Origin of the sequence: Nitratireductor soli (genome assembly GCF_001050155.1) — a bacterium.
GTDB lineage: Bacteria > Pseudomonadota > Alphaproteobacteria > Rhizobiales > Rhizobiaceae > Nitratireductor > Nitratireductor soli.
This window is the reverse complement of record NZ_LFVY01000016.1, coordinates 1-19,686: the sequence shown is the minus strand read 5'-3', so window position 1 is coordinate 19,686 and position 19,686 is coordinate 1. Positions and strand designations below refer to the sequence as shown.

22 protein-coding genes and 1 pseudogene are annotated in these 19,686 nt (G+C 63.4%); 19 read left to right on the top strand and 4 right to left on the bottom strand.

Features of this window, described 5'->3' with window-relative positions; translation table 11 throughout:
• Nucleotides 1–6: 6 nt before the first annotated feature.
• The 6 genes from AB843_RS19070 to AB843_RS19045 all read left to right on the top strand — a co-directional run bounded on the left by AB843_RS19070 (nucleotide 7) and on the right by AB843_RS19045 (nucleotide 5,268).
• Nucleotides 7–765, top strand: coding sequence for an ABC transporter permease (locus AB843_RS19070; RefSeq protein WP_048648490.1), 759 nt, complete (start codon nucleotides 7–9; stop codon nucleotides 763–765).
• A 51-nt stretch (nucleotides 766–816) separates the two neighbouring features.
• The gene (locus AB843_RS19065; RefSeq protein ID WP_048648489.1) at nucleotides 817–1,818 is read left to right on the top strand and encodes an ABC transporter substrate-binding protein; all 1,002 of its coding nucleotides are present in this window, start codon (nucleotides 817–819) and stop codon (nucleotides 1,816–1,818) included.
• A 133-nt stretch (nucleotides 1,819–1,951) separates the two neighbouring features.
• Nucleotides 1,952–2,716: an ABC transporter permease gene (locus tag AB843_RS19060; RefSeq protein WP_048648488.1), complete on the top strand. Its 765-nt coding sequence runs from the start codon at nucleotides 1,952–1,954 to the stop codon at nucleotides 2,714–2,716.
• Between the two features lie 31 nt (nucleotides 2,717–2,747).
• Nucleotides 2,748–3,584, top strand: a complete 837-nt coding sequence (locus AB843_RS19055; protein WP_244468028.1) for an ABC transporter ATP-binding protein — start codon at nucleotides 2,748–2,750, stop codon at nucleotides 3,582–3,584.
• A gap of 9 nt (nucleotides 3,585–3,593) precedes the next feature.
• Entirely contained in the window at nucleotides 3,594–4,436 is an 843-nt protein-coding gene (locus AB843_RS19050; protein ID WP_048648487.1) for a sugar phosphate isomerase/epimerase family protein, read from the top strand.
• Nucleotides 4,437–4,443: 7 nt separating this feature from the next.
• Nucleotides 4,444–5,268, top strand: coding sequence for a shikimate dehydrogenase family protein (locus tag AB843_RS19045; RefSeq protein WP_048648486.1), 825 nt, complete (start codon nucleotides 4,444–4,446; stop codon nucleotides 5,266–5,268).
• A 3-nt stretch (nucleotides 5,269–5,271) separates the two neighbouring features.
• Here the strand turns inward: AB843_RS19045 and AB843_RS19040 are convergent, their stop codons facing one another.
• Together AB843_RS19040 and AB843_RS19035 are read right to left on the bottom strand one after the other, a co-directional pair.
• Nucleotides 5,272–6,048 (bottom strand): shikimate dehydrogenase family protein, encoded by a 777-nt coding sequence (locus AB843_RS19040; RefSeq protein ID WP_244468027.1) that lies wholly within the window; start codon nucleotides 6,046–6,048, stop codon nucleotides 5,272–5,274.
• Nucleotides 6,049–6,083: 35 nt separating this feature from the next.
• Nucleotides 6,084–8,048 carry an FG-GAP repeat domain-containing protein gene (locus AB843_RS19035; RefSeq protein WP_244468034.1) on the bottom strand — a complete coding sequence of 655 codons (1,965 nt, stop codon included), beginning with the start codon at nucleotides 8,046–8,048 and terminating at the stop codon, nucleotides 6,084–6,086.
• 93 nt (nucleotides 8,049–8,141) lie between these two features.
• On the opposite strand from AB843_RS19035, the gene AB843_RS19030 reads away from it, so the two are divergent.
• Together AB843_RS19030 and AB843_RS26350 are read left to right on the top strand one after the other, a co-directional pair.
• Nucleotides 8,142–9,071 carry a dihydrodipicolinate synthase family protein gene (locus AB843_RS19030; protein ID WP_048648574.1) on the top strand — a complete coding sequence of 310 codons (930 nt, stop codon included), beginning with the start codon at nucleotides 8,142–8,144 and terminating at the stop codon, nucleotides 9,069–9,071.
• Between the two features lie 136 nt (nucleotides 9,072–9,207).
• Nucleotides 9,208–9,454: pseudogene (locus tag AB843_RS26350) on the top strand (RpiB/LacA/LacB family sugar-phosphate isomerase); the annotation flags it as partial.
• Nucleotides 9,455–9,524: 70 nt separating this feature from the next.
• Here the strand turns inward: AB843_RS26350 and AB843_RS19020 are convergent.
• Nucleotides 9,525–10,208, bottom strand: a complete 684-nt coding sequence (locus AB843_RS19020) for a GntR family transcriptional regulator (RefSeq protein ID WP_048648483.1) — start codon at nucleotides 10,206–10,208, stop codon at nucleotides 9,525–9,527.
• Nucleotides 10,209–10,350: 142 nt separating this feature from the next.
• Between AB843_RS19020 and AB843_RS19015 the strand changes: the two genes are divergently transcribed.
• From AB843_RS19015 to AB843_RS18965, 11 genes are all read left to right on the top strand, one after another.
• Nucleotides 10,351–11,127 carry a glutathione S-transferase family protein gene (locus AB843_RS19015; protein WP_048648482.1) on the top strand — a complete coding sequence of 259 codons (777 nt, stop codon included), beginning with the start codon at nucleotides 10,351–10,353 and terminating at the stop codon, nucleotides 11,125–11,127.
• A gap of 90 nt (nucleotides 11,128–11,217) precedes the next feature.
• A complete protein-coding gene (locus tag AB843_RS19010; RefSeq protein WP_048648481.1) occupies nucleotides 11,218–12,141 on the top strand; it encodes a fumarylacetoacetate hydrolase family protein in 924 nt (307 codons plus the stop codon).
• 38 nt (nucleotides 12,142–12,179) lie between these two features.
• The gene (locus AB843_RS19005) at nucleotides 12,180–13,175 is read left to right on the top strand and encodes an ABC transporter substrate-binding protein (RefSeq protein WP_082143903.1); all 996 of its coding nucleotides are present in this window, start codon (nucleotides 12,180–12,182) and stop codon (nucleotides 13,173–13,175) included.
• Nucleotides 13,176–13,246: 71 nt separating this feature from the next.
• Nucleotides 13,247–13,774, top strand: a complete 528-nt coding sequence (locus AB843_RS19000) for a VOC family protein (protein ID WP_048648479.1) — start codon at nucleotides 13,247–13,249, stop codon at nucleotides 13,772–13,774.
• 28 nt (nucleotides 13,775–13,802) lie between these two features.
• Nucleotides 13,803–14,555, top strand: a complete 753-nt coding sequence (locus AB843_RS18995) for an ABC transporter permease (protein WP_048648478.1) — start codon at nucleotides 13,803–13,805, stop codon at nucleotides 14,553–14,555.
• Between the two features lie 70 nt (nucleotides 14,556–14,625).
• Nucleotides 14,626–15,021: a VOC family protein gene (locus AB843_RS18990; RefSeq protein WP_048648573.1), complete on the top strand. Its 396-nt coding sequence runs from the start codon at nucleotides 14,626–14,628 to the stop codon at nucleotides 15,019–15,021.
• Nucleotides 15,018–15,806: an ABC transporter ATP-binding protein gene (locus AB843_RS18985; RefSeq protein ID WP_082143901.1), complete on the top strand. Its 789-nt coding sequence runs from the start codon at nucleotides 15,018–15,020 to the stop codon at nucleotides 15,804–15,806. Before AB843_RS18990 ends, AB843_RS18985 begins: the two co-directional genes overlap by 4 nt.
• A gap of 24 nt (nucleotides 15,807–15,830) precedes the next feature.
• Nucleotides 15,831–16,739, top strand: coding sequence for a 4-hydroxy-tetrahydrodipicolinate synthase (gene dapA, locus AB843_RS18980; RefSeq protein ID WP_082143900.1), 909 nt, complete (start codon nucleotides 15,831–15,833; stop codon nucleotides 16,737–16,739).
• Nucleotides 16,736–17,362: a malonic semialdehyde reductase gene (locus AB843_RS18975; RefSeq protein ID WP_048648476.1), complete on the top strand. Its 627-nt coding sequence runs from the start codon at nucleotides 16,736–16,738 to the stop codon at nucleotides 17,360–17,362. Before dapA ends, AB843_RS18975 begins: the two co-directional genes overlap by 4 nt.
• Nucleotides 17,343–18,404: an alpha/beta fold hydrolase gene (locus AB843_RS18970; protein WP_157384555.1), complete on the top strand. Its 1,062-nt coding sequence runs from the start codon at nucleotides 17,343–17,345 to the stop codon at nucleotides 18,402–18,404. Before AB843_RS18975 ends, AB843_RS18970 begins: the two co-directional genes overlap by 20 nt.
• On the top strand, nucleotides 18,398–19,156 hold the full coding sequence (locus AB843_RS18965) for a sulfite exporter TauE/SafE family protein (protein ID WP_048648474.1): 759 nt from the start codon (nucleotides 18,398–18,400) through the stop codon (nucleotides 19,154–19,156). The genes AB843_RS18970 and AB843_RS18965 overlap by 7 nt, the downstream gene beginning before the upstream one ends.
• Before the next feature lie 185 nt (nucleotides 19,157–19,341).
• Here AB843_RS18965 and AB843_RS25705 read toward each other — a convergent pair whose 3' ends face one another.
• Entirely contained in the window at nucleotides 19,342–19,491 is a 150-nt protein-coding gene (locus AB843_RS25705) for a hypothetical protein (protein WP_157384554.1), read from the bottom strand.
• Between the last annotated feature and the right edge of the window lie 195 nt (nucleotides 19,492–19,686).

The window sequence follows — 19,686 nt, the reverse complement described above, 5'->3', positions numbered from 1 at the left end:
CGGATTGTGAAACCGAATCCGATCATGCAGCGTTTCCTGGAGCCGGTCTTGTGGTTCGCCGGGCTGCTGCTGATCTGGGAGGTTCTGGTCAGGGCGCTGGATGTGCCGATCTACGTGCTGCCTGCACCGTCGCAATTCCTGTCGCGGATCGTCGAGGATTATCAGAGGCTGGGCTATCATGCATTCGTGACGACACGGCTGATCGTCTACGGGTTTGTCGCCGGAGCCATTCCCGGCGTCGTGCTCGGTTACCTGATCGCCAAGTTCCGGCTCGCGGAGCAGGTGCTCTATCCACTCGTCGTGTTCATCCAGGGGCTGCCGAAGATCACACTGGCTCCGCTCATGCTGGTCTGGTTCGGCTTTGCCGACTTCCCGAAGATCCTGCTCACCGCGCTGATCACCTTCTTTCCGATCCTGGTCGACAGCGTGACCGGTTTCAAATCCATCGACCCCCGGCAGTACTATCTCAGCCGATCGGTCGGTGCGTCCTGGTGGCAGACGTTCCGTTTCTTCGAACTTCCCTCCGCCGCGCCCAGCATCTTCTCCGGGTTCAAGATCACCGTCGTCATTGCGGTGACGGTGGTGATCGTCGTCGAGTGGATGAATTCGCAGAACGGACTTGGCTACCTGGTCCTCCGGGGGATGGACGATTCCGACACGTCGCTGATCTTCGCCGTGCTCGTGGTCGGCTCGATGATCGGGGTTGTGCTCAGTTGGGGGATGGAAGTGGCGGAAAGGACATTGCTGCCTTGGCGGCGGCGCTGACCGGTTCGTGATCGACGATCAAGCATCACGATAAATCAAAGGGAGGAAGGAATGCAGTTCAAATTGAGGCATGTGGCGGCGGGGGCAATGGTCGCATTGTTCGCAGGAGGCGTTCCCGCGCTGGCACAGGACAAGCTCCAGATGCAGATGAACTGGACGGCCGATTCCGCGCATCTCGGTTTCGCGGTGGCCCAGGCCAAGGGCATCTACAAGGACCATGATCTCGACGTCACCCTGACGGAGGGCCGCGGGTCCGCCGTGGCGGCGCAGATGGTGGCGACCGGACAGACAGAGCTCGGCTATGCCGATACCGGCGCGACGCTCAATGTCGCCGCGCAGGGGGCGCCGATCAGGATCATCGCGACCATCTGGAAATCCGGACAGTTCGGCATCCAGTATCTGGCCGATTCCGGCATCAAGGAACCGAAGGATCTCATCGGCAAGAAGCTGGCGGTGTCTCCGGGATCGGCCATGCTGCCCCTCATTCCGGTTTTCCTGCGTGCCAACGGCATCGAAGAATCTCAGGTGGAGATCGTCTCGGCCGCCGAAAGCGCCTTCATCGGCCTTCTGACGTCCAAGCAGGTCGATGCGGTGTCGCAGACCCCGGAAAACATCGTGGTGCCGCTGGCCGCGCAGGGCATCGAGGCGGGCAACATGTACTTCTACAACAATGGCGTTCCCATCGCGAGCCTTGCCCTGGTGGCGCGTGAAGACAAGCACCAGGCCAATCCGGATGTCTACAAGCGCTTTGTCGAGGCCACGGCACTGGGCTGGCAGGAAGCGATGAAGGATCCGGAAGCCGCAGTCGACGCATTGCTGGAGATTTTCCCGGAGACGGCCCATTCGAAGGAGAACCTTGTTCAGTCGGCAAAGTTCAGCTTCGCGTCGGTTTGCCCCGGCGGCTCGGGCGACGCGATCGGCGTGACCGACGCGGACACCTGGGAAAAGATGTACGGCGTCATGACTTCGGCGATGAACCTTCCCGACACCAAGCCGGTGACGGATTATTACACGCTCGACTATCTGCCGGAAACGCCGGTGACCTGCCCCTGAGGTTGGCCAATCGCAGGATCCGCTCCGGGCGCGAAAGGCGCCCGGACATCAATCTCACGCGGAAAGTCTCGTAGACATGTCGCAAACAGCTTCTGCCATGGCACCGGCACCATCCGGTACACGTGCGCGTCTCATGGCGGCATTCGGCGGTTCGTATCTTTCCTCCGTCCTGATCGGGACGGTGGCGGTGCTGCTCTTGCTCGGATTGTGGGAGGCCGCGCTTCATTTCTTCGAAGTGCCCGTATGGCTTGCGCCCAAACCTTCGGATTTTCTGGCCCGGCTTTACACCGACAGGGCGTTGATCGCCGGGCATGCGTTTTGGACCTCGCTCACGATCGTGCAGGGCTTCACTCTTGGAGTGCTGGTGGCGGTTCCGCTGGCGCTGGCGATCGTTTCGATAGGCGCGTTGGAGCGGGGATTGTATCCCGTCATCGTGTTTCTCAACATCATGCCCAAGACGGTGATCGGGCCGATCCTGATCATATGGTTCGGCATAGGCCCGCTGGTCGCTGCGCTGATCGTTTTCCTGATGAGCTTCTTTCCCGTGCTGGTCGATTCCATGTCGGGTTTCCGGCTGATCGACCGCAGGCTTTTCTACATTTCGCGCTCCATGGGAGCGAGCTCATGGCAGACCTTCTGGAAGGTCAGGCTGCCGGCGGCGCTGCCGCATATTTTCTCGGGCATGAAGATCGGCGTGGTGAAGGCGGTCGAGGGCGTCATAATCGCCGAGTTCATCGCCTCCAACAAAGGACTGGGCTTCATGATCCTGCGCGCCTCCGCATTCATGGACATGACGCTGATGTTCTCCGGACTGGTGGCTGCGGCGATTGTCGCGCTGATGTTCAACGGTGCGATGAGCATCATCAGCCAATGGCTGATGCCCTGGTCCAGACACTGAACCCAGACATGCGACAATGATGGACATGACGATGGCAGACATGAAGACGCGAACCCCTTCCGGCCTGGTGCATCCGGTTGGCGGCGCGATCGCCGCAGGAGCCTCGATCAACGCGCGGGGGCTGACCAAGGTCTTTGGCAGCGGGGAAAATGCCTTCCACGCGCTTGGCCCCATCGATCTGGACATCAAGCCGGGAGAATTCGTCTCCATCATCGGTCCGTCCGGCTGTGGCAAGAGCACCACCATGCTGCTGGTGACCGGACTGGAACCGTCGAGTGCCGGCACGGTGGAAATCGACGGAAAGCTGCTGACCGCCCCGATTTCGGAGATCGGCATCGTGTTCCAGGACCATCTGCTTCTGGATTTCCGCACCGCCATCAAGAACGTCATGCTGCAGCAGGAGATGCGGGGGCTGGACAAGGCGGCGCTCAGGGAGCGCGCCGACGCCCTGTTCGAGCGGCTCGGTCTCGCGGGGGCGGAGAACCGGTATCCCTGGCAGCTTTCCGGGGGCATGCGTCAGCGCGTATCCATTGCGCGCGCTTTGGTTCACGATCCCTCGATGCTGTTGATGGACGAGCCTTTCGGCGCGCTCGATGCGATCACGCGCACACAGATCCGGCACGATCTGGAGATGCTCTGGCTCGAGACGCGCAAGACAGTGCTGTTCATCACCCATTCGATCGAGGAAGCCGTCGGCCTTTCGGATCGTGTGCTGGTGATGTCGAAGAGCCCCGGCACGATCGTCGAGGAGATCGTCATCGACCTGCCGCGCCCGCGCCCTGCCCATCTGGGCGAGTATCCCGAGTTTTCGAAATATGCCGAAAGGATCTATCGGATTTTCGAGAAGCTCGGCGTCTACAAATTCTAGCGCAACATCATGGTCGAAGCGCTGCAGCCTCCCGAATATGTTTTCAATCAGGCGACCATCCGTGAGAAATGGGGCCTCGAGCCGTTTCTCGAGGGATGCGCGGCGCGGGGCTTGTCGCGCGCATCCCTGTGGGGCGACGAGATCGACAAGGTCGGAATCGAAGAAGCCCGCAGGATTCTGACCCGCACCGGCATCTCCACATTCGGCTTCAACCGGGCAGGGCCGCTTCTGGGCGCCGGAGCAGCGGGCAGGGCTGCGTGCCTGGATCGTGCAAGGCGCGCCGTGGACATGGCCGCCGAACTGGCGGCAGACCATGTTCTGGTTTTCTCCGGCGGGCTCGTGGACGGCAGCCGCGACCTCGCGGGCGGGCGGGCGCAAACCGAGGATGCCATCGGCCATCTTCTCGACCATGCCCGCCCCGTCGGCATCACGCTGGCGCTGGAGCCGCTGCATCCCATGGTCGCCGGCGACCGCGCGGTGATCCTCAGCCTCAGTCACGCCAACGCCCTATGCGAGCGGCTGGGCGAGGGGGTCGGCATCGTGGCCGACGCCTATCACATCTGGTGGGACGAGCGGCTGGAGGCCGAACTCGACCGCGCCGGCGCTGCCGGCAGGATATTGGGTTTCCATGTCAGCGACTGGCTGGTGCCGACCAGGCATGTCCTGCGCGATCGCGGCATGATGGGGGACGGCATCATCGACCTTGCCGGCATGTGGCGCCAGGTACGGGCCGCCGGTTACACCGGGCCGATCGAGATAGAGATATTCTCAGACCGATGGTGGGCGGAAGACCCCGACCTCGTCATCGACACAGCTCTCGCGCGATGCCGAAGCATCTTTTCGGGAGGATGACCACATCATGAGCGACACCATTCCGAATCTCGGCGGCGCCTCGCGCATCTACGCGGTGTTCGGCGACCCGGTGGCACAGGTGCAGACGCCCACCCTCATCAACCCGATGTTCGCGGCAAGCGGCATCGATCTCTATGCGGTCCCCTTCCACGTGACCCGCGAGAATTTCGAACCCGCATGGCGGGTCTTCACGGCAATGGACAACGTGGCGGGCATCGGTGTGACGGTCCCGCACAAGATCTCTGCCGCGCGACTTTGCGACGAACTGACGCCGGCTGCGGCCGCTGTCGGCGCGGTGAATTCGATTCAGCGCCGCGATGACGGTTCCATGTATGGAGCGCTGTTCGACGGACTGGGTTTCGTGCGCGGACTGGCAGGCAACCGCGACCGTCTCGATGGGGCGTCGGTGCTGCTCGTGGGAGCCGGAGGAGCGGGGCGCGCCATCGCCCATACGCTGGCCGGCGAAGGAATCTCCCGGCTGGCGGTTATCGATGTTGACGAGGAAGCACTGGATTTCACGGTCGGCATGGTCAATCGCGTCACGGGCAGTCCGGTCGCGCAGCGGGGCCGCGGCGATCTCGCCGGAATCGACATACTGATCAATGCAACGCCGATAGGATTGAAATCGGCGGAGGCTTTTCCGGTCGACCTCGGCGGGGTCGGGGCGGGCATGCTGGTGGCCGACATCGCGGCGCTGGCGCGCGACACGGAACTGTTGAAGCTGGCCCGCCAGCGTGGTGCCGCGACGAGCGACGGCCGCGACATGCTTGAGGCGCAGATCGCGCTGATTGCTGGATTCGCGGCCGGGCGGGAGGCGGGAACGCCGCTGTGAACTTCAGGTTTCCGTCTGCGGCTCGGCCATATGGGCGGCAATGAGGTCAACCTGTCCGCGGATCATGTGAATGCCCGAATGGATGCTCGCGCCGCGTGCGCCTGCCGCTTCGAGCAGCGGTGTGATTTCCGGTTTGGCGATCACCTCCGCGACCAGCATCGTCTCGTCGACGAGGTTTGCCGCAAGGGGCAGAGGATCGCTCGCGGACAGACCGAGCGACGTTGCATTGATGATGATCTGTCCGGGCTCCGGCTGCGCTGTGCCTGAGCGCGCGAACGACCTGCCCACGGCGCGATTCACGGCTGCGGCAAGCGCCTCGGCTTTTGCGGGGGTCCTGTTGGCAATGCTCAGCGATGCTGCGCCTTCCTCGGCGAGGGCGAAGGCGATCGCGATCGCGGCACCGCCGGCGCCGACCATGAGGCAGTGGCGGCCGGAGAGCGCGTGGCCTTGTCCTTTCAACCCGCGAACGAAGCCCTTGCCGTCGAACTGGTAGCCTCTGAACGAACCGTCGGCCTCGCGCCGCACGACATTGACCGCTCCGACCTGCTTGGCAAGCGGGTCAAGGCTATCGCAAAGCCTCAACGCTGCCTGTTTGTGCGGCAGGGTAATGCCGAAACCAATCAGGTTCCTGATTGCCTTGAGACCAGCCCAGGCGGTGTCGAGCTCACGGGCGCCTATGTGCAACGGTACGCACACAATGTTGGCGCCGCGCGCCGCGAAGATCGGATTGATCGTCTGCGGCGTCATCACTTGCACAATGGGATCGCCGATGACGCCCATGATCCGTGTCGAACCGTCCACTGCTATGGGGGAGGCTACCATGAGAGATCCTCTCGCTTCAGCCATACCAGGCTGCCGTCTTCTACGCCGACCACCAGGCCGAGCTTGCCGCTTCCACTCCAATCGACGGCTTCGGGCGAGGCGACGTGCATGGCCATGCGGATCGTTTCGCCTCGAAACCTGAACGCCTTCGGGAAGGCGAAGACGGGCGCGGCATTGGAGCCGATATTCTCAAGCAGGAAGATGCCGGCCTGTCCGGTCGTGTTGCGCGGTTGGCCGATCGGCCCGGGAGGCACTGACGCGCGCGCATGCGTGCCGATAACGAGGTCGATCCGGCCGTCGCCGGTCCAGTCGACGGCGCACAGTTTTACCCGTCCGCGTCCGCCGCCGACATCCTGCGTGAAGCGCATTTCCGACCCGTCCTCCCACCGCAGGTGCCGCTTGTCGGCAAGTTCGGTGTCGCAGGCACGGCGAAAATCCGACAACACGCCGTCCTCGTCGAGCGCGAGATAGTGAAGCTGACCGTCGCCCAGCCAGTCGACCACGGCCGGCCGCACCCGCCAGACCGTCTTCAGCGGCTTGCCCTGCCATGTCAGCGGGCGCGGCGCTTCGAAACGTGGCGGCACCGTTCCGCCGGCGTTGCGGTAGAAGCTGTGGTGGCCGTTGACGTCGCTGACAAGAAGGTCGGGCAGACCGTCGCCGTCCCAATCGGCAATGGTGGGGCAGGAATAGCCGAACATCTTTTCCGACGGCCCCTGGATCGAGCCGGTCAGGCCGGCGGCGATGCGCACCGGTTTCCCGTCCGCCTCGATCATGACCTCGCGGGCGAGCCCCGGAGCCTCGCGCGGGCCGAGATTTTCGTAGAAAAGGAGCTCGCCGGTGCTGTTGCCGACGACGAGGTCCGGCAGGCCGTTGCCGGAAAAATCATGGGCGGTGGGCGAGGGCAGGACGCCGGCATGGATGGCCGGCTCGGCGCCCTCGACGCGCCCGATCTTCTCAAAGGCCGGTCGTCCGTCAGGGCCGGTTCCGGTGTTGCGGAGGAATGTCACATAGCCGTCTTCGGCGCCGACCAGGATGTCGAGCCGTCCGTCGCCGTCCCAGTCGACGGCGCAGGGCAGGTGGATGCACTGGTCCAGCAGCACGGGATCGCCCGAAGCATCGGCAACCAGCGTCGGCTGTTCGAAGGCGAAGGGTGCCGTCTGACGGGCGAAGTGAAGGATGTTCCAGAACTCGCCGCACACCACGGCATTCTTCCCGTCACCGGTAAAGTCTCCGAAGGCGGGCGCGCACTGGCCGTAAACCTCGAGCGGGGTCTCACCCCCGAGGATCGTTCTTCCGCGGCCGAGCACCGGCGCGCTCAGCGTTCCCGTGTTCTTGAAGGCATACAGGAAACCGCGCAGCGGCCCGCCCAGCCAGCGGCCCGCCGCATCGTAGGCGCGATAGCCGGCATCGTTCCATTCCAGGCCGTTCGGCCAGTAATCATCCCATGAATCGGTGCCCACGACGAGCTCGGGAACACCGTCGCCGTCGATGTCGTCGAAGCGGGCCATGTGGAAATATTCGTTGCCTTTGACCCAGTCGGCTTCGAGGTCGAGCACGACCGGTTCGCCGAAGCACGGTTCGCTCGCGGTGCCGATATTGGGGAACAGGTAGATCTGCCGGCGCATCCGCGAGACCGAGAGGAGATGGAAGCGGTCACCGTCGCGCACGGCGGTGACGTAGCCGCGCACACCCTCGATGATCCGTTCGCGGCCGAGGATCGGCGTGCCGTCCGGTTTCGTCCCGATCTGGGGATAGAGAAAGACGCGGCCCTCGTAGCAGGTATCCCAGCTCGACAGAAGAAGATCGCGTCCGCCGTCGCCGTCCCAGTCGACCACGTCGACGCAGGTGATGATACGGCCGGCCACCGGGGCTGACCGGACATCGGGATGATAGGCGATTGCCCGATCCACATAGGACGGGCCGGTCCAGACCGACGCGTCATCCTCCCACCGGGTCACGCTCAAGATGCTGCTCCTCCATTTTTGGAATCCTATTCCAATTTCACTTCGTATCATATAGCGTGGCAAATGAAACCTGCAGATGGACGCGAAATGAAGATCAGGATTGACGGCCTCGTGCCGGTGATGCTCACGCCGTTCACACCGGCTGATCGCATCGACGAGGATGGGCTCGCGCGGCTGATCGACTGGTATGTCGAAGGCGGCGCGCAGACATTGTTCGCCGTGTGCCAGTCGAGCGAGATGCAGAGGCTCAGCCTGGACGAGCGTGTTTTCCTGGCGCGCCGCACGCTTGAATTCGCACGGGGGCGGCTGCCCGTCATCGCTTCGGGGCACATCTGCGAAGCGCTCGAGGATCAGCTGACCGAACTGAAGGCCATGGGCGAAACCGGCGTCGATGCGCTGGTCCTGGTCACCAATCGGCTGGACCCGCAAAATGCCGGCTTCGCGGCTTTCCGGCATGCGCTCGAAAGCATCATGCGGGCATTGCCAGCCGACCTTCCGCTCGGGCTCTACGAATGCCCCGCGCCCTATCGCCGCCTTCTCAGCGACGACGAACTCAAGCTGTGCATCGATACTGGCCGCTTCGCCGTGCTGAAGGATGTCAGTTGCGACCTGCAGACGGTTGCTCGCCGCGCCGCGATGACGGCGGGAACGCCCTTCGCGATCGTCAACGCCAACGCGGCGATCGCGCTTGCAGCCATGCGCGCGGGCTCGCGCGGCTTCGGCGGGGTGTTCGGCAACTTCCATCCCGACCTTTATGCCTGGCTTTACGACCATAGGGACGAGGACACCGAACTGGTGCGGGATCTGGCGGTCTTCCTGGCCCTTGCTGGCATGGCGGAAGGCATGGGCTACCCCAAGCTCGCCAAGCTCTGGCATATGCGGCTTGGAACGTTTGCAGGCGCCCATTCGCGGGTGGTGGACTACGACCCCCTCGAACGCCACTGGGCCGCGGCAGATCTGCTCGATCACATCGAGCGCGGCACCGAGTGTTTTCGCGCAAGAATTGCCGAAGCCTGACATCGTTCGATCAGTCAGGACATCGTGCAGTGTTGTCCGACGGTGGGATTTGCCGGCCGTACCTGCCCTTGCTCCATGAATTCCGAATTAGTAGGTCCTGACCCTAGATTGCTTTGGGAACCGGGACGACGTGTCCATGACAGCCAGCAACCGGATCGTCCTCTCCAGCGACCACACCGCCATTCAGCTCCGACAGACCATTGCCGCTTGTATCACGGCGTATGGCTGGGTGGTGGTCGACATTCGGACCGCCGCCGCCGAAGAACACACACCATCCTAAGCACGGCGAAGCGGCGGCGCGGCTCGTCGCCTCGGGCGATTGCCGATTCGGCATCACCCTATGCGGCACCGGCCAGGGCATCATGCTGCCGGCGGATGCTGTCGGTATTGCCGGTGAATGTGTTGGATCGGCACCAGGCCAACGCCATCATCCCACCCCGCAGGTCACAGGTTTCAGCCATCGTCGGAAGCGGCCGGCGCCATCGGTTTTCTGTTGTCGGGCATTATGTGCGATATGATGTTCAGGGCCGTTTTCGCCACATGCTTCTTCATCGCTTCGCTGGCGCCATCGCCATCGTTCCTCAGGATGCAGTCGACGACTTCCTGGTGCTCGTCCCGCGATTGTGCGACCCGGCCTTCGGAGAACAGGAACCGGGCATGGAACATGGAGAGCCGGTTGCGGACATCGAGCGTAATGTCCCGCAACGCATCGTTGTGGCACGCGTCGTAGATTGCCCGATGCAGGGCGTGATTGGCCTCTGCATAGGCGGTCATGTCATGGAGCCTGATCGCTTCCAGGCCCTGGGCATGGAGCATGCGAATGTGTTCGCGCTGCACTGCATCCGCGCGCAGAGCACAGTATCTGGCGCAAAGCCCCTCGAGTTCGCCCAAGGCCTCGTATAAATTCCGCAGCGTCGTCGTATCGATCATCGCCACGGCGAAACCGCGCCGCGGCTGATGCTCGATGAGCCGGGTCGAGGCGAGTTCGCGCAGGGCATCGCGGATGGGGCTGCGCGAGACCTCGAAGCGGTCGGCGAGCGACTGCTCGTCCAACCGGTCTCCCGGCATCAAATCACCCTTCAGGATTTCCTCCGACAGGGTGTTGGCTATCTTCCGGCTCAGTGTGCTGCTCGCCATGGGTTCCCGCTCGTTACGATAGCGACCGATTGAACGCGGTCGCGTAATCACAATCTGCCGGACATTAGCAACATGTCCCTTGCGCTTCCAGTCATAAATGTCGACATTATACAGGTATTGTACGCAAAAATGGGAGGTGCTGATGGTCGTTCTCCATCATGCTTGGGATTCGCTTCAATCGTTCAAGGTGCGCATGTGCCTTGCGGAGATCGGAATCCCGTGGGACGGCCGCGCCCTCAGCCTCACCGATTTCGATCATCTGGAGCCGAGGTATCTCGCCGTCAATCCGGACGGGCTCGTGCCGGCGCTCGAGGTGGAGGAGGGTGTTCTTACCGAATCTTCGACCATTAACGCCTATCTGGACGAGGCCTTCAACTCATCGCGGCTGCAGCCGGGTGATGCGTTCGCTCGCGCACGGATGCGGTGGTGGTGCCATCATGAGGATACCGTGGTTCACCCGGCGATCAGGCCGCCGACCTTCAATCTCTACATCAAGCCGCTCCTGGCCGGATTGTCGGCGGAAGCACTGGAAAACAGGCTTTCCCGCCATCCGAGGCCGGAGCGGGCGGCAGCATACAGGGCGGCGGTATTGGCGCCGTTCGATGGCATGGCAGTCATCTCCGCCATCCGAAGTCTCGACCTCACGATGTCCCGCATCGACCAGGCTGTCGCCGGAAGGGATTGGCTCGTCGGAGGCGCGTTCTCGCTCGCCGACATCGCCATGGCGGCGATGGTCGAGCGATTGGAGATGCTCGCACTCAGCGGTCTTTGGGAGCGATATCCTCACGCCCGCGCCTGGTCGTGCCGTGTGGCGCAAAGGCCGTCGTTCATGCTTGCGCGTGCGCCGGGGGAGGCTGGAAAGCCGTCGCCGGTCAATCCGGCATTCGTGCGCGGACTCGTGGCCGAGGCGCTCGGGTAACAAATTTCGGCATACACAAAAAAGATATTGCACACAAAATTTGATTATTGTACGCATAGATGAATTCGAGAATGAGTGAGGAGAACTCTCATGCCAGCCATCGCCTTCGGCACATACGCATCGGATAGCCGGGAAGTCCCGGCAGTGATTTGCGACGGAGCGATCTACGATGCTAAAGCGCTGCGCGAGGCGGGAATCCACGTCCCGCGCGGAAACTGGTCGAACGGCGAGGCGGCTCAGTTCCTTGAGAACCTCTGTGCCGACCGGAGCGATTGGGATGCGGTGGCCGGCGGGATCCGCGCGGCGGCAGCCGCCGGCAAGGTGCGCGCGCTTCCAGACGCGGTGCAGCTTTCCGCGCCGTTCCGTCCGGGCCGGATCTTCTGCGCCGCTTCGAACTTCGTCGACCACGCGGACGAGATGGGCACGGTGCTCGCCGCCAAGGCGGTCAGCAAGCCCTATATGTTCCTGAAGCTGGAGGACTGCGTTGTCGGTCCGGGCCAGCCTGTCGTGATGCCCGACGCGACCAGCCAGCTTGACTGGGAGGTGGAGCTTGCGGCCGTCATCGGCAAGCGGGCGCGCCACGTATCCGTGGCCGATGCGCTGAGCCATGTCGCCGCCTACACGGTGGTCAACGACGTGACGGCGCGCGACATGAATGTGCGCAGCGACTATCCGTTCAAGTTCGATTGGTTCCAGGGCAAGTGTCACGACAGCTTCGCGCCCTTCGGCCCATGGCTCGTGCCGGCCTCGCAGATACCCGATCCGCAAAAGGTCAGCCTCAGCCTAACCGTCAACGGCACCGTGATGCAGCAGGGCACCGCCGAGGAGATGATCTGGAAGGTCAACGAACAGATCGCCTATCTCTCGACGATCCTGACGCTCAAGCCCGGCGACGTGATCGCGACCGGCACGCCCACCGGCGTCGGCATGGGGCGCGGCATTTTCCTCAAGCGTGGGGATGTCATGACGGCAGCGATCGCGGAGATTGGGGAGATCACCAGTCCGGTTCAGTAGCCGGGCCTGGGACGTCGAAAATCAAGGGAGGAACGAGCATGCATAATCGAGGACGCAGGCCACGCATCGTAGTGGCTGCCGCCGCCCTGGCGGCCTTTGTCGCCGGCCCGGCGGGCGCTGCCGAGGAGATCAGCTTCAACATGGCCTGGCTGCCGCAGGGCAGCGTCGCCGGACCGATCATCGCGGAAGCGAAGGGCTGGTTCGACGAAGCCGGGCTGGACGTCACCCTGTCGCGCGGCTACGGCGGCTCGCGTACGGCCAACGAGGTCGATCAGGGGATGTTCACGATCGGCTATGTCGATCCGATCAACGTTGCGCTCAACCGCCAGAACGGCGGCAGCCTGCGCATGATCGGCGTCATCAACGGGGTCTGGCCGGCCGGTGTCTGCTACGTGAAGAAGGAAAGCGGCGACCAGCGGGACATCGACGGCATCATCGGTCTCAAGATGGGAGGCGGGGCTGCGTCTCCGGTCCACAACATCCTGCCCGCCTGGCTCGAAATGAACGGACGCGAGCGCGACGCGATCTCGCTCCTGCGCCTTGAGCCGGCCGTCGTCGACGCCTCGCTCCTCGAGGGCAGGATCGATCTGGCCGAATGCTGGCGCGCCTCAAACCGCGCCGTCTTGCAGAAGATCGCCCGCGACGCCGGCAAGGAAGTCGGCTGGATCGAATATTCCGACCACGGCCTCGATGCCTATGGCAGCGGCTTCGTCGCCACCGAGGCGTCCATCGCCGAGAAGCCGGAAGCCCTGAGCGCCTTCCTCGAAGCCTCCTATCGCGGCTACGAATTCGCCATGGCGGAACCGGATGCGGCAGCCGACATCCTGGTTGCCGCCTATCCGAGCCTGGACCGCGAGATCACGCTGCAGCAGATCAAGGAGCTTGCCTCGCTGCTTTCTCCTTCCGGCACGATCGAGACGACGTTCGATGCCGATCGCATCGGCGCGACCCACGATCTGATGGTAAAGGCCTTCGACCTGAAGCCGGAAGCCGTCAAGCCGGATCAACTCTTCACCAACGCATTGGCCAAGTAAGGTAGGGGCCGGTCCGCCCTTCGCGGCGGGCCGGCAGCTTTCAAGCCAGGGAGCCAGCCAGGGAGATTGACATGGCAAAACCGCAGCCCCGCAAGATGGGACACCTCGTGCTGCACGTGCGCGACATCCGCAAGTCCTTCGAATTCTACACGGAGGTCGTCGGCCTCACGCTCTCGGACTGGATCGAGGACAAGCTGGTTTTCCTGCGCTGCGGCGCCGACCACCACGATCTCGCATTGGTGCAGATTCCGCCCGACGCCGAGAACCGTGAAGACCTCTACAGTGTCAACCGGCCGGGCCTCGAGCATTTCGCCTACGAACTGGGTTCGCTTGAAGAGATCGAGGCGGCGGCCCGCCACATCCAGTCAATGGGCATCAAGATCGAGCGCGGCATCGGCAAGCACGGTCCGGGCGAGAACCTGTTTCTCGTCTTCAAGGATCCCGACAACAACAATGTCGAGTTCTACGCCGACATGGTCCAGGTGACCGAAACGAACCCATACAATCCGAGTGTCTGGAAGGATGACGTCACCGCTTTCGATCAGTGGAAGTTCGAGAAGTTCCTGGTCGAGCCGCCGAAGGGCTGGGGCGAGAACTGATGCGGGGCGGTTCGGTGGAGATCTTCGCATGAGCGGATTGTTTTCAAGGCTGCGGCTTCCGGAGATCGTTTTCTTCGGCCTCATCGCGCTCTGCTGGGAGATGGCGTCGGACTGGTTCGGCATACGGCCCTACCTGCTGCCCCCGCTGTCGTCGGTGCTGGCGGCGTTGTGGAACAATGCGGGCGAACTCTACCGCCACAGCATCGTTACGCTGAACGAAGTCGTGGTCGGCTATCTCTGGGCGGTCGCGGGCGGTCTCGCGCTCGGTCTGGCGATCCATGCGGTGCCGCTCGCGCGCCGCACCGTCTACCCGCTGATCATCCTGTTCCAGGGCCTGCCGAAGGTGGCGCTCGCGCCGCTGATGGTGATCTGGTTCGGCTACGGCCTGACCTCCAAGGTGCTGATGGCGTTTCTCTTCGCCTTCTTCCCTGTGGTCATCGGCATGCTTGGCGGACTGGAAAGCGTACCGTCGCACCTGCGCGAGCATTTCGACGCCATCGGGGCGTCGCGCTGGACACGGTTCTGGCGGCTGCAGATGCCGGCGGCGCTGCCCTCGATCGTCGATGCCTGCAAGACCGCCATGCCGCTCGCGGTGATCGGCGCCATCGTCGGGGAGTTCGTCGGCGCGGAAGGCGGGCTCGGCTACGTCATCCTCTCGGCCAATGCCTCGGCGCGTTCAGACCTGCTGTTCGCCGCTCTGGTGGTCATCTCGATCCTCTCGACGCTCCTTTACCTGGTGGTCGAGCTCTTGGGACGCAGGGTCTGGTGGCGCGGCATCTAGGGCCTGACCCCAGATCGCGCCTCCGACCGAAACAGTCATGACATTCACACGAAGCCAAAGGAGAACCTCAATGGCAAAGCTACGTCACGTCGCCATCCAAGTTAAGGACCACGCCAACGCGGCACAATTCTATGTGGACGCGCTCGGCATGGAGATCGTCGGCCAGACCGATTCGCCGCTCGCTGCCGGCACCTATGTATCCGACGGCACGGTCACGCTGGCGCTCCTCGAATACAAGGCCGACGAATGGGCCGGCCGCAGCAAGGATGACATTGCGATCAACCACATCGGCTTCTGGGTGGAAGACCTCGATGAGCAGAGCGACCTGATCAAGAAGAATGGCGGCACCTTCTTCAAGGAGCTGCCGCTCTCCAAGGATTCGCTCTACTACGAAATGAAGTTCCGCGACCCGAACGGGATCATCTTCGACGTCTCGCACAATGGCTGGGTTGGAGCATCGAAGTGACGAGCCAAACCGATCCGGCGGATGCGCAAGCATCCGCCGGGGCCATCAGCATACGCGGCCTGTCGAAGACGTTCGGGGCACTGAAGGTTCTCGATGACGTCAACTGCACCATCGGCGAGGCGGAGTTCGTCTCGATCCTCGGGCCGAGCGGTTGCGGCAAGAGCACGATCCTCAGGATCATTGCCGGCCTTGTCGAACCCGACGCAGGCGCCGAGCTCCGACTGCTCGGTCAGCCGTACAACGGGCACAGCGACCAGGTGGGCGTCGTTTTCCAGACCCACAACATGCTGCCCTGGCTGACGGTCGAAAAGAACATCAGGCTCAATTGCGAGATCCGCGGCGTCGCGCGCGCTGAGATAGCGCGCCGGGTCGACGAGATCCTGCCGGTTCTCAAACTGGAAGGGTTCCGCGACAAGTATCCGCACCAGATCTCCGGCGGCATGAAACAACGGGCCGCGCTCGGCCAGACACTGATCGCGCAGCCGAAGGTGCTGCTGCTCGACGAACCCTTCGGCGCCCTCGACGCGCTGACGCGCGACCAGCTCAACGTCGAGCTGCTCCGGCTTTGGCAGAAGATCAGGAAAACGGTCGTCCTGATCACGCACAGTATTTCGGAGGCGATCTTCCTGTCGGACCGGGTGCTCGTGATGTCTGATCGCCCGTCGCAAGTGATCAGCGACATCCGCATCGACCTGCCGCGGCCGCGCGATCCGAAGGCAACGCGGGAAGATCCGCGCTTCGGCCAATATGTAACCCAGCTCAGCGCGCTCATGGGCGTGCACTAGACATAATACCTGGAGACCCGAAATATGGACTTGCAACGCTTCCACGGCATGTCGCCGGCCCTGGCAACCCCGTTCACCGCGAACCAGGCGCTCGATCTCGACCGGCTCGATGCGCTGGTCGAGGGGTATCTGTCCTGCGGGGTTCATGGAATTTCGGTTGCGGGCAGCCAGGGCGAATTCTTCGCGCTGGATGAGGCCGAACACATCGCGCTGCTCGAGCGCTGCGTGAAGGCGGTTAACGGGCGGGTTCCTGTGGTGGCCGGTTGCGCGCGCTCGAACCTGACCGAGACACGGCGGGTGCTTGCCGCTGCTGAGAAGATCGGCATCGACATGGCGATGCTGATCACCCCCTATTTCGCGCAGCCGAACCAGGCCGAGCTGGCGGCGCATTTTATCGGCCTGGCCGGGGAGACGAGCCTTCCCGTGCTGCTCTACAACAACCCGCCGCGCACCAGCGTCAACGTCGCTCCGCAAACCCTCGTCTCGGTGATGGACGCGGCGCGGAATGTCGTCGGCATCAAGGATTCGGCAGGCGACATGACGCAGTCGATCGAATATCTGGTGGCAACGGATCGCCGGGCGCTGCTGTTCTCGGGCCGCGACACGCTGACGCTCTCCATGGTCGTCGCCGGCGGACACGGCGCGGTCTCGCCGGCCTGCAACGTCTTTCCGCGTCTCCTGGTCAAGCTCTACGACACCGCCGTCGCTGGCGACCTCGTGGAAGCGCGGCGCATTTCCGACCTTTTGGCGCCCCTGCGCGCGGCCTGGGTTCTCGGTTCCTTTCCGGTCGTCATCAAGGAGGCGATGACGATGGCGGGGCGCAGCGCCGGCCCGACGCGCGCGCCGATCAGTCCGCTCAGTGCAGACGCACGCGCCAGGCTGAAGTCCGTCGTCGATGCGATCATGCCCGAGGAAGAGGCGTTGGCGCCATGAGCTGCGCGACCGGCCTGTTCGGGGCGTTGAGCCCCTGCGCCGAGAACCTGGTAACGCGCATCTTCCTGGATGCGCGCAGCCAGAACGGCTGGCTCGACACGCCGGTGCTCGATGCGGAGCTGCGTCGGATATGGGCGTTGACGCGATGGGCGCCGACCTCGTCCAACTCGTCGCCCATGCGTGTGAAATTCATCAGGCCGGGTCCCGCGCAGGACAAGCTGCTCGGTTTCGTCGATGAGGGAAACCTTGCCAAGGTGCGGGCCGCGCCGGTCACCGCGATCCTCGGTTACGACCTGGCGTTCCACGAGCATTTCGCGTTCCTGTTTCCGCATCGGCCAACCGTGCGGGAGCGCTTCGCCGGGCCGGAAAACGCAGAGCGCGCGCGCATGGCCGCGATGCGGAACGGAACGTTGCAGGCGGGCTTCTTCATGCTGGCGGCGCGCGCCGTCGGCCTCGACTGCGGGCCGCTGTCGGGATTCGACCACGAGGGTGTCGACCAGGCGTTCTGGCAAGGAACCGAGATCCGCACCAATTTCCTTTGCAGCCTCGGACATGGCGATCCCGAGCGGCTGTTTCCACGTCACCCGCGCTTCGATTTCGATGATGTCTGCGAAATCCTCTGACCCTGGCGCCACGGCCGTCGGCGAGGACGGCGCGCTCCACCTTTCGCTCGGCCGTGTCGGGCTCCAGTCCGGCGCGGTGCTGGACGAGGCGGTCATTGTCGTCAAAACATTCGGCCACCTCAACGCCCGCCGCGACAATGCGGTCGTCATCCCGACCTCGTTCGGTGCCAGCCATCGTGATTTCGAGTGGATGGTGGGGCAGGATTCGCTGTTCGATCCCGCACGCCACTTCGTCGTGATCGCCAATCTGTTCGGAAACGGCCTCTCGACCTCGCCCAGCAACAGCGCTGCCTTCGCGGCCGGCGGGCAATTCCCCCTCGTGACGGCTTATGACAATGCGCTGGCGCAGAAATATGTCCTCGAGCGGTTCTTTGGCGTGCGGCGCATCGCCGTGGCGATCGGCTGGTCCATGGGCGGGCAGGTCGCCTGGCATATGGCTTCGCTGTTTCCGGACGACGTCGCCCGCCTCGTGGCGATCTGCGCCACGGCCAAGACCTCGGCGCACAATCTGGTGTTCCTCGGGGGCGCCAGGGCGGTGCTGCAGACGGACAGCGCCTACGATGCCGGGACCGGCCGCTTCGTGCGGGCGCCGGAGCGCGCCTTGCCTGCACTCGGGCGGTTTTACGCCGGCTGGGCGCTCTCGCAGGCATTCTATCGCGACGAATGCTGGCGGTCATTGGGCTATGACAGCCTGGAGAGCTTTCTGAACGGGTACTGGGAAGCGGCCTTCGCCGAAAGGCATGCCGACAATCTGCTTTCGCACATCGCCACTTGGCAGGCGGCCGATATCGCGGCCAATGATCGCTACCATGGCGATCTGGCAAAGGCGATCAGCGCGGTGCGGGCGCGCGTCCTGCTCATTCCCGCCCGTTCAGACCTCTATTTCCGGGAAACCGATGTGAGGGCCGAGGCATCGCATCTCGATGACATCCGCATCGCACCCTTGGAATCGCCCTGGGGACACAGGGCGGGCAATCCTGTGAACAGCCCTTCAGACCGGGACTTCATCCGCAGCCGGGTGCGTGACTTCATCTCATGCTGACCGCGTCGTTCCATTCCATTGCGGATTGGGGGCTGCTCACAGCGGCGGCATTTGCGGCCGGCGTCCTCAATGCCGTTGCGGGCGGGGGGAGTTTTCTGACCTTCCCCGCCCTCGTCTATGCCGGAGTCCCTCCCGTCATCGCAAATGCCACCAGTGCCTTCGCCGTTACGCCGGGCTATGTCGGCGGTGCCATCGGGTTCCGGAAAGAACTAAAGACACTGGACACCGGCATGCTGCTGCGAATTTGCGCGGCGGGCATCGCGGGAGGCATTATCGGCGGTTTGCTGCTGACGATAACACCTGCCAGCATGTTCAATGCGATCGTGCCGGGCCTGCTGCTCCTCGCGACGGCCATCTTCGCGCTCGGCGAGCGCATGGTTCCGCTCATGAGAGGGGGTGGCATCCCGCCCTCGCTCGGGGTCTTCGTCGTTTCCATCTATGGCGGCTACTTCAATGGTGGCCTGGGAATTGTGCTTCTCGCCCTCTTTGCCCTTTTGGGCATGACCAGCTTGCCGCAGATGAACGGGCTCAAGAACCTCCTGTCGTTCTTTCTTTCATGCGCTTCTCTCGTCGTCTTCGCGCTCGGAGATCTCATCGATTGGCCGCCCGCCGCGCTGATGGCCGTCTTTGCGATCGCTGGAGGATTTGCCGGCGCCAGTGTATCCAGAAAAATTCCAAAATCTCTTTTGCAAACCGGAATAGTAGTAACGGGACTTGCGATGAGCTGCGTGTTTTTCTATCGGCTTTTCTGAGGGGCAGGCCAGTTCTGGAAGGCGACGACACCTATCAGGGCGGAACGGGCATCAGCGGCGGCACGCTTTCGGTCTCGTCCGACGCCGATCTCGGCGCAGCATCGGACGGACTGACCTTCGATGGCGGCACGCTGCAGAACACGGCGGCTTTCACGTCGGCAAGCGCCGACGCTCATGATCACGGCTCAAGGCCAACCTCGCGGTGAGATTCTGAGGATGGCGGCCTTGGTATTGCGACGGTTCTGGACGATCTCATCGTGAAGACGTCCATCCTGGCTGGCAGCCCGCCACCACCCATGCTTGTTGCCGACGACGGTGATGAGGACTTCATCCATGTGCCACATCATTGGGGCTGGGCCGCTTCCTGCGCCGTCGGCGAACGCAGGCGGGGCCGAACCGCATGAACGACGATCGCGTCGTGCATGGTGCGGTGTCTGCTCCCGGCGTCTTCTCAAATGAAGTTGCCATGACAACGCCGCTGAAAGCGTTATGCCATCTGGCCTTCACGCACGCCTTCGGCGAGCCCGCGC

Bases quoted from the DNA above. Each gene is read 5' to 3' on its own strand.
- AB843_RS19065 (WP_048648489.1), top strand. From the start codon at position 817: ATGCAGTTCAAATTGAGGCATGTGGCGGCGGGGGCAATGGTCGCATTG.
- AB843_RS19060 (WP_048648488.1), top strand. From the start codon at position 1,952: ATGGCGGCATTCGGCGGTTCGTATCTTTCCTCCGTCCTGATCGGGACG.
- AB843_RS19055 (WP_244468028.1), top strand. From the start codon at position 2,748: ATGGCAGACATGAAGACGCGAACCCCTTCCGGCCTGGTGCATCCGGTT.
- AB843_RS19050 (WP_048648487.1), top strand. From the start codon at position 3,594: ATGGTCGAAGCGCTGCAGCCTCCCGAATATGTTTTCAATCAGGCGACC.
- AB843_RS19045 (WP_048648486.1), top strand. From the start codon at position 4,444: ATGAGCGACACCATTCCGAATCTCGGCGGCGCCTCGCGCATCTACGCG.
- AB843_RS19040 (WP_244468027.1), bottom strand. From the start codon at position 6,048: ATGGGCGTCATCGGCGATCCCATTGTGCAAGTGATGACGCCGCAGACG.
- AB843_RS19030 (WP_048648574.1), top strand. From the start codon at position 8,142: ATGAAGATCAGGATTGACGGCCTCGTGCCGGTGATGCTCACGCCGTTC.
- AB843_RS19020 (WP_048648483.1), bottom strand. From the start codon at position 10,208: ATGGCGAGCAGCACACTGAGCCGGAAGATAGCCAACACCCTGTCGGAG.
- AB843_RS19015 (WP_048648482.1), top strand. From the start codon at position 10,351: ATGGTCGTTCTCCATCATGCTTGGGATTCGCTTCAATCGTTCAAGGTG.
- AB843_RS19010 (WP_048648481.1), top strand. From the start codon at position 11,218: ATGCCAGCCATCGCCTTCGGCACATACGCATCGGATAGCCGGGAAGTC.
- AB843_RS19005 (WP_082143903.1), top strand. From the start codon at position 12,180: ATGCATAATCGAGGACGCAGGCCACGCATCGTAGTGGCTGCCGCCGCC.
- AB843_RS19000 (WP_048648479.1), top strand. From the start codon at position 13,247: ATGGCAAAACCGCAGCCCCGCAAGATGGGACACCTCGTGCTGCACGTG.
- AB843_RS18995 (WP_048648478.1), top strand. From the start codon at position 13,803: ATGAGCGGATTGTTTTCAAGGCTGCGGCTTCCGGAGATCGTTTTCTTC.
- AB843_RS18990 (WP_048648573.1), top strand. From the start codon at position 14,626: ATGGCAAAGCTACGTCACGTCGCCATCCAAGTTAAGGACCACGCCAAC.
- dapA (WP_082143900.1), top strand. From the start codon at position 15,831: ATGGACTTGCAACGCTTCCACGGCATGTCGCCGGCCCTGGCAACCCCG.
- AB843_RS18975 (WP_048648476.1), top strand. From the start codon at position 16,736: ATGAGCTGCGCGACCGGCCTGTTCGGGGCGTTGAGCCCCTGCGCCGAG.
- AB843_RS18970 (WP_157384555.1), top strand. From the start codon at position 17,343: ATGTCTGCGAAATCCTCTGACCCTGGCGCCACGGCCGTCGGCGAGGAC.
- AB843_RS18965 (WP_048648474.1), top strand. From the start codon at position 18,398: ATGCTGACCGCGTCGTTCCATTCCATTGCGGATTGGGGGCTGCTCACA.
- AB843_RS25705 (WP_157384554.1), bottom strand. From the start codon at position 19,491: ATGGATGAAGTCCTCATCACCGTCGTCGGCAACAAGCATGGGTGGTGG.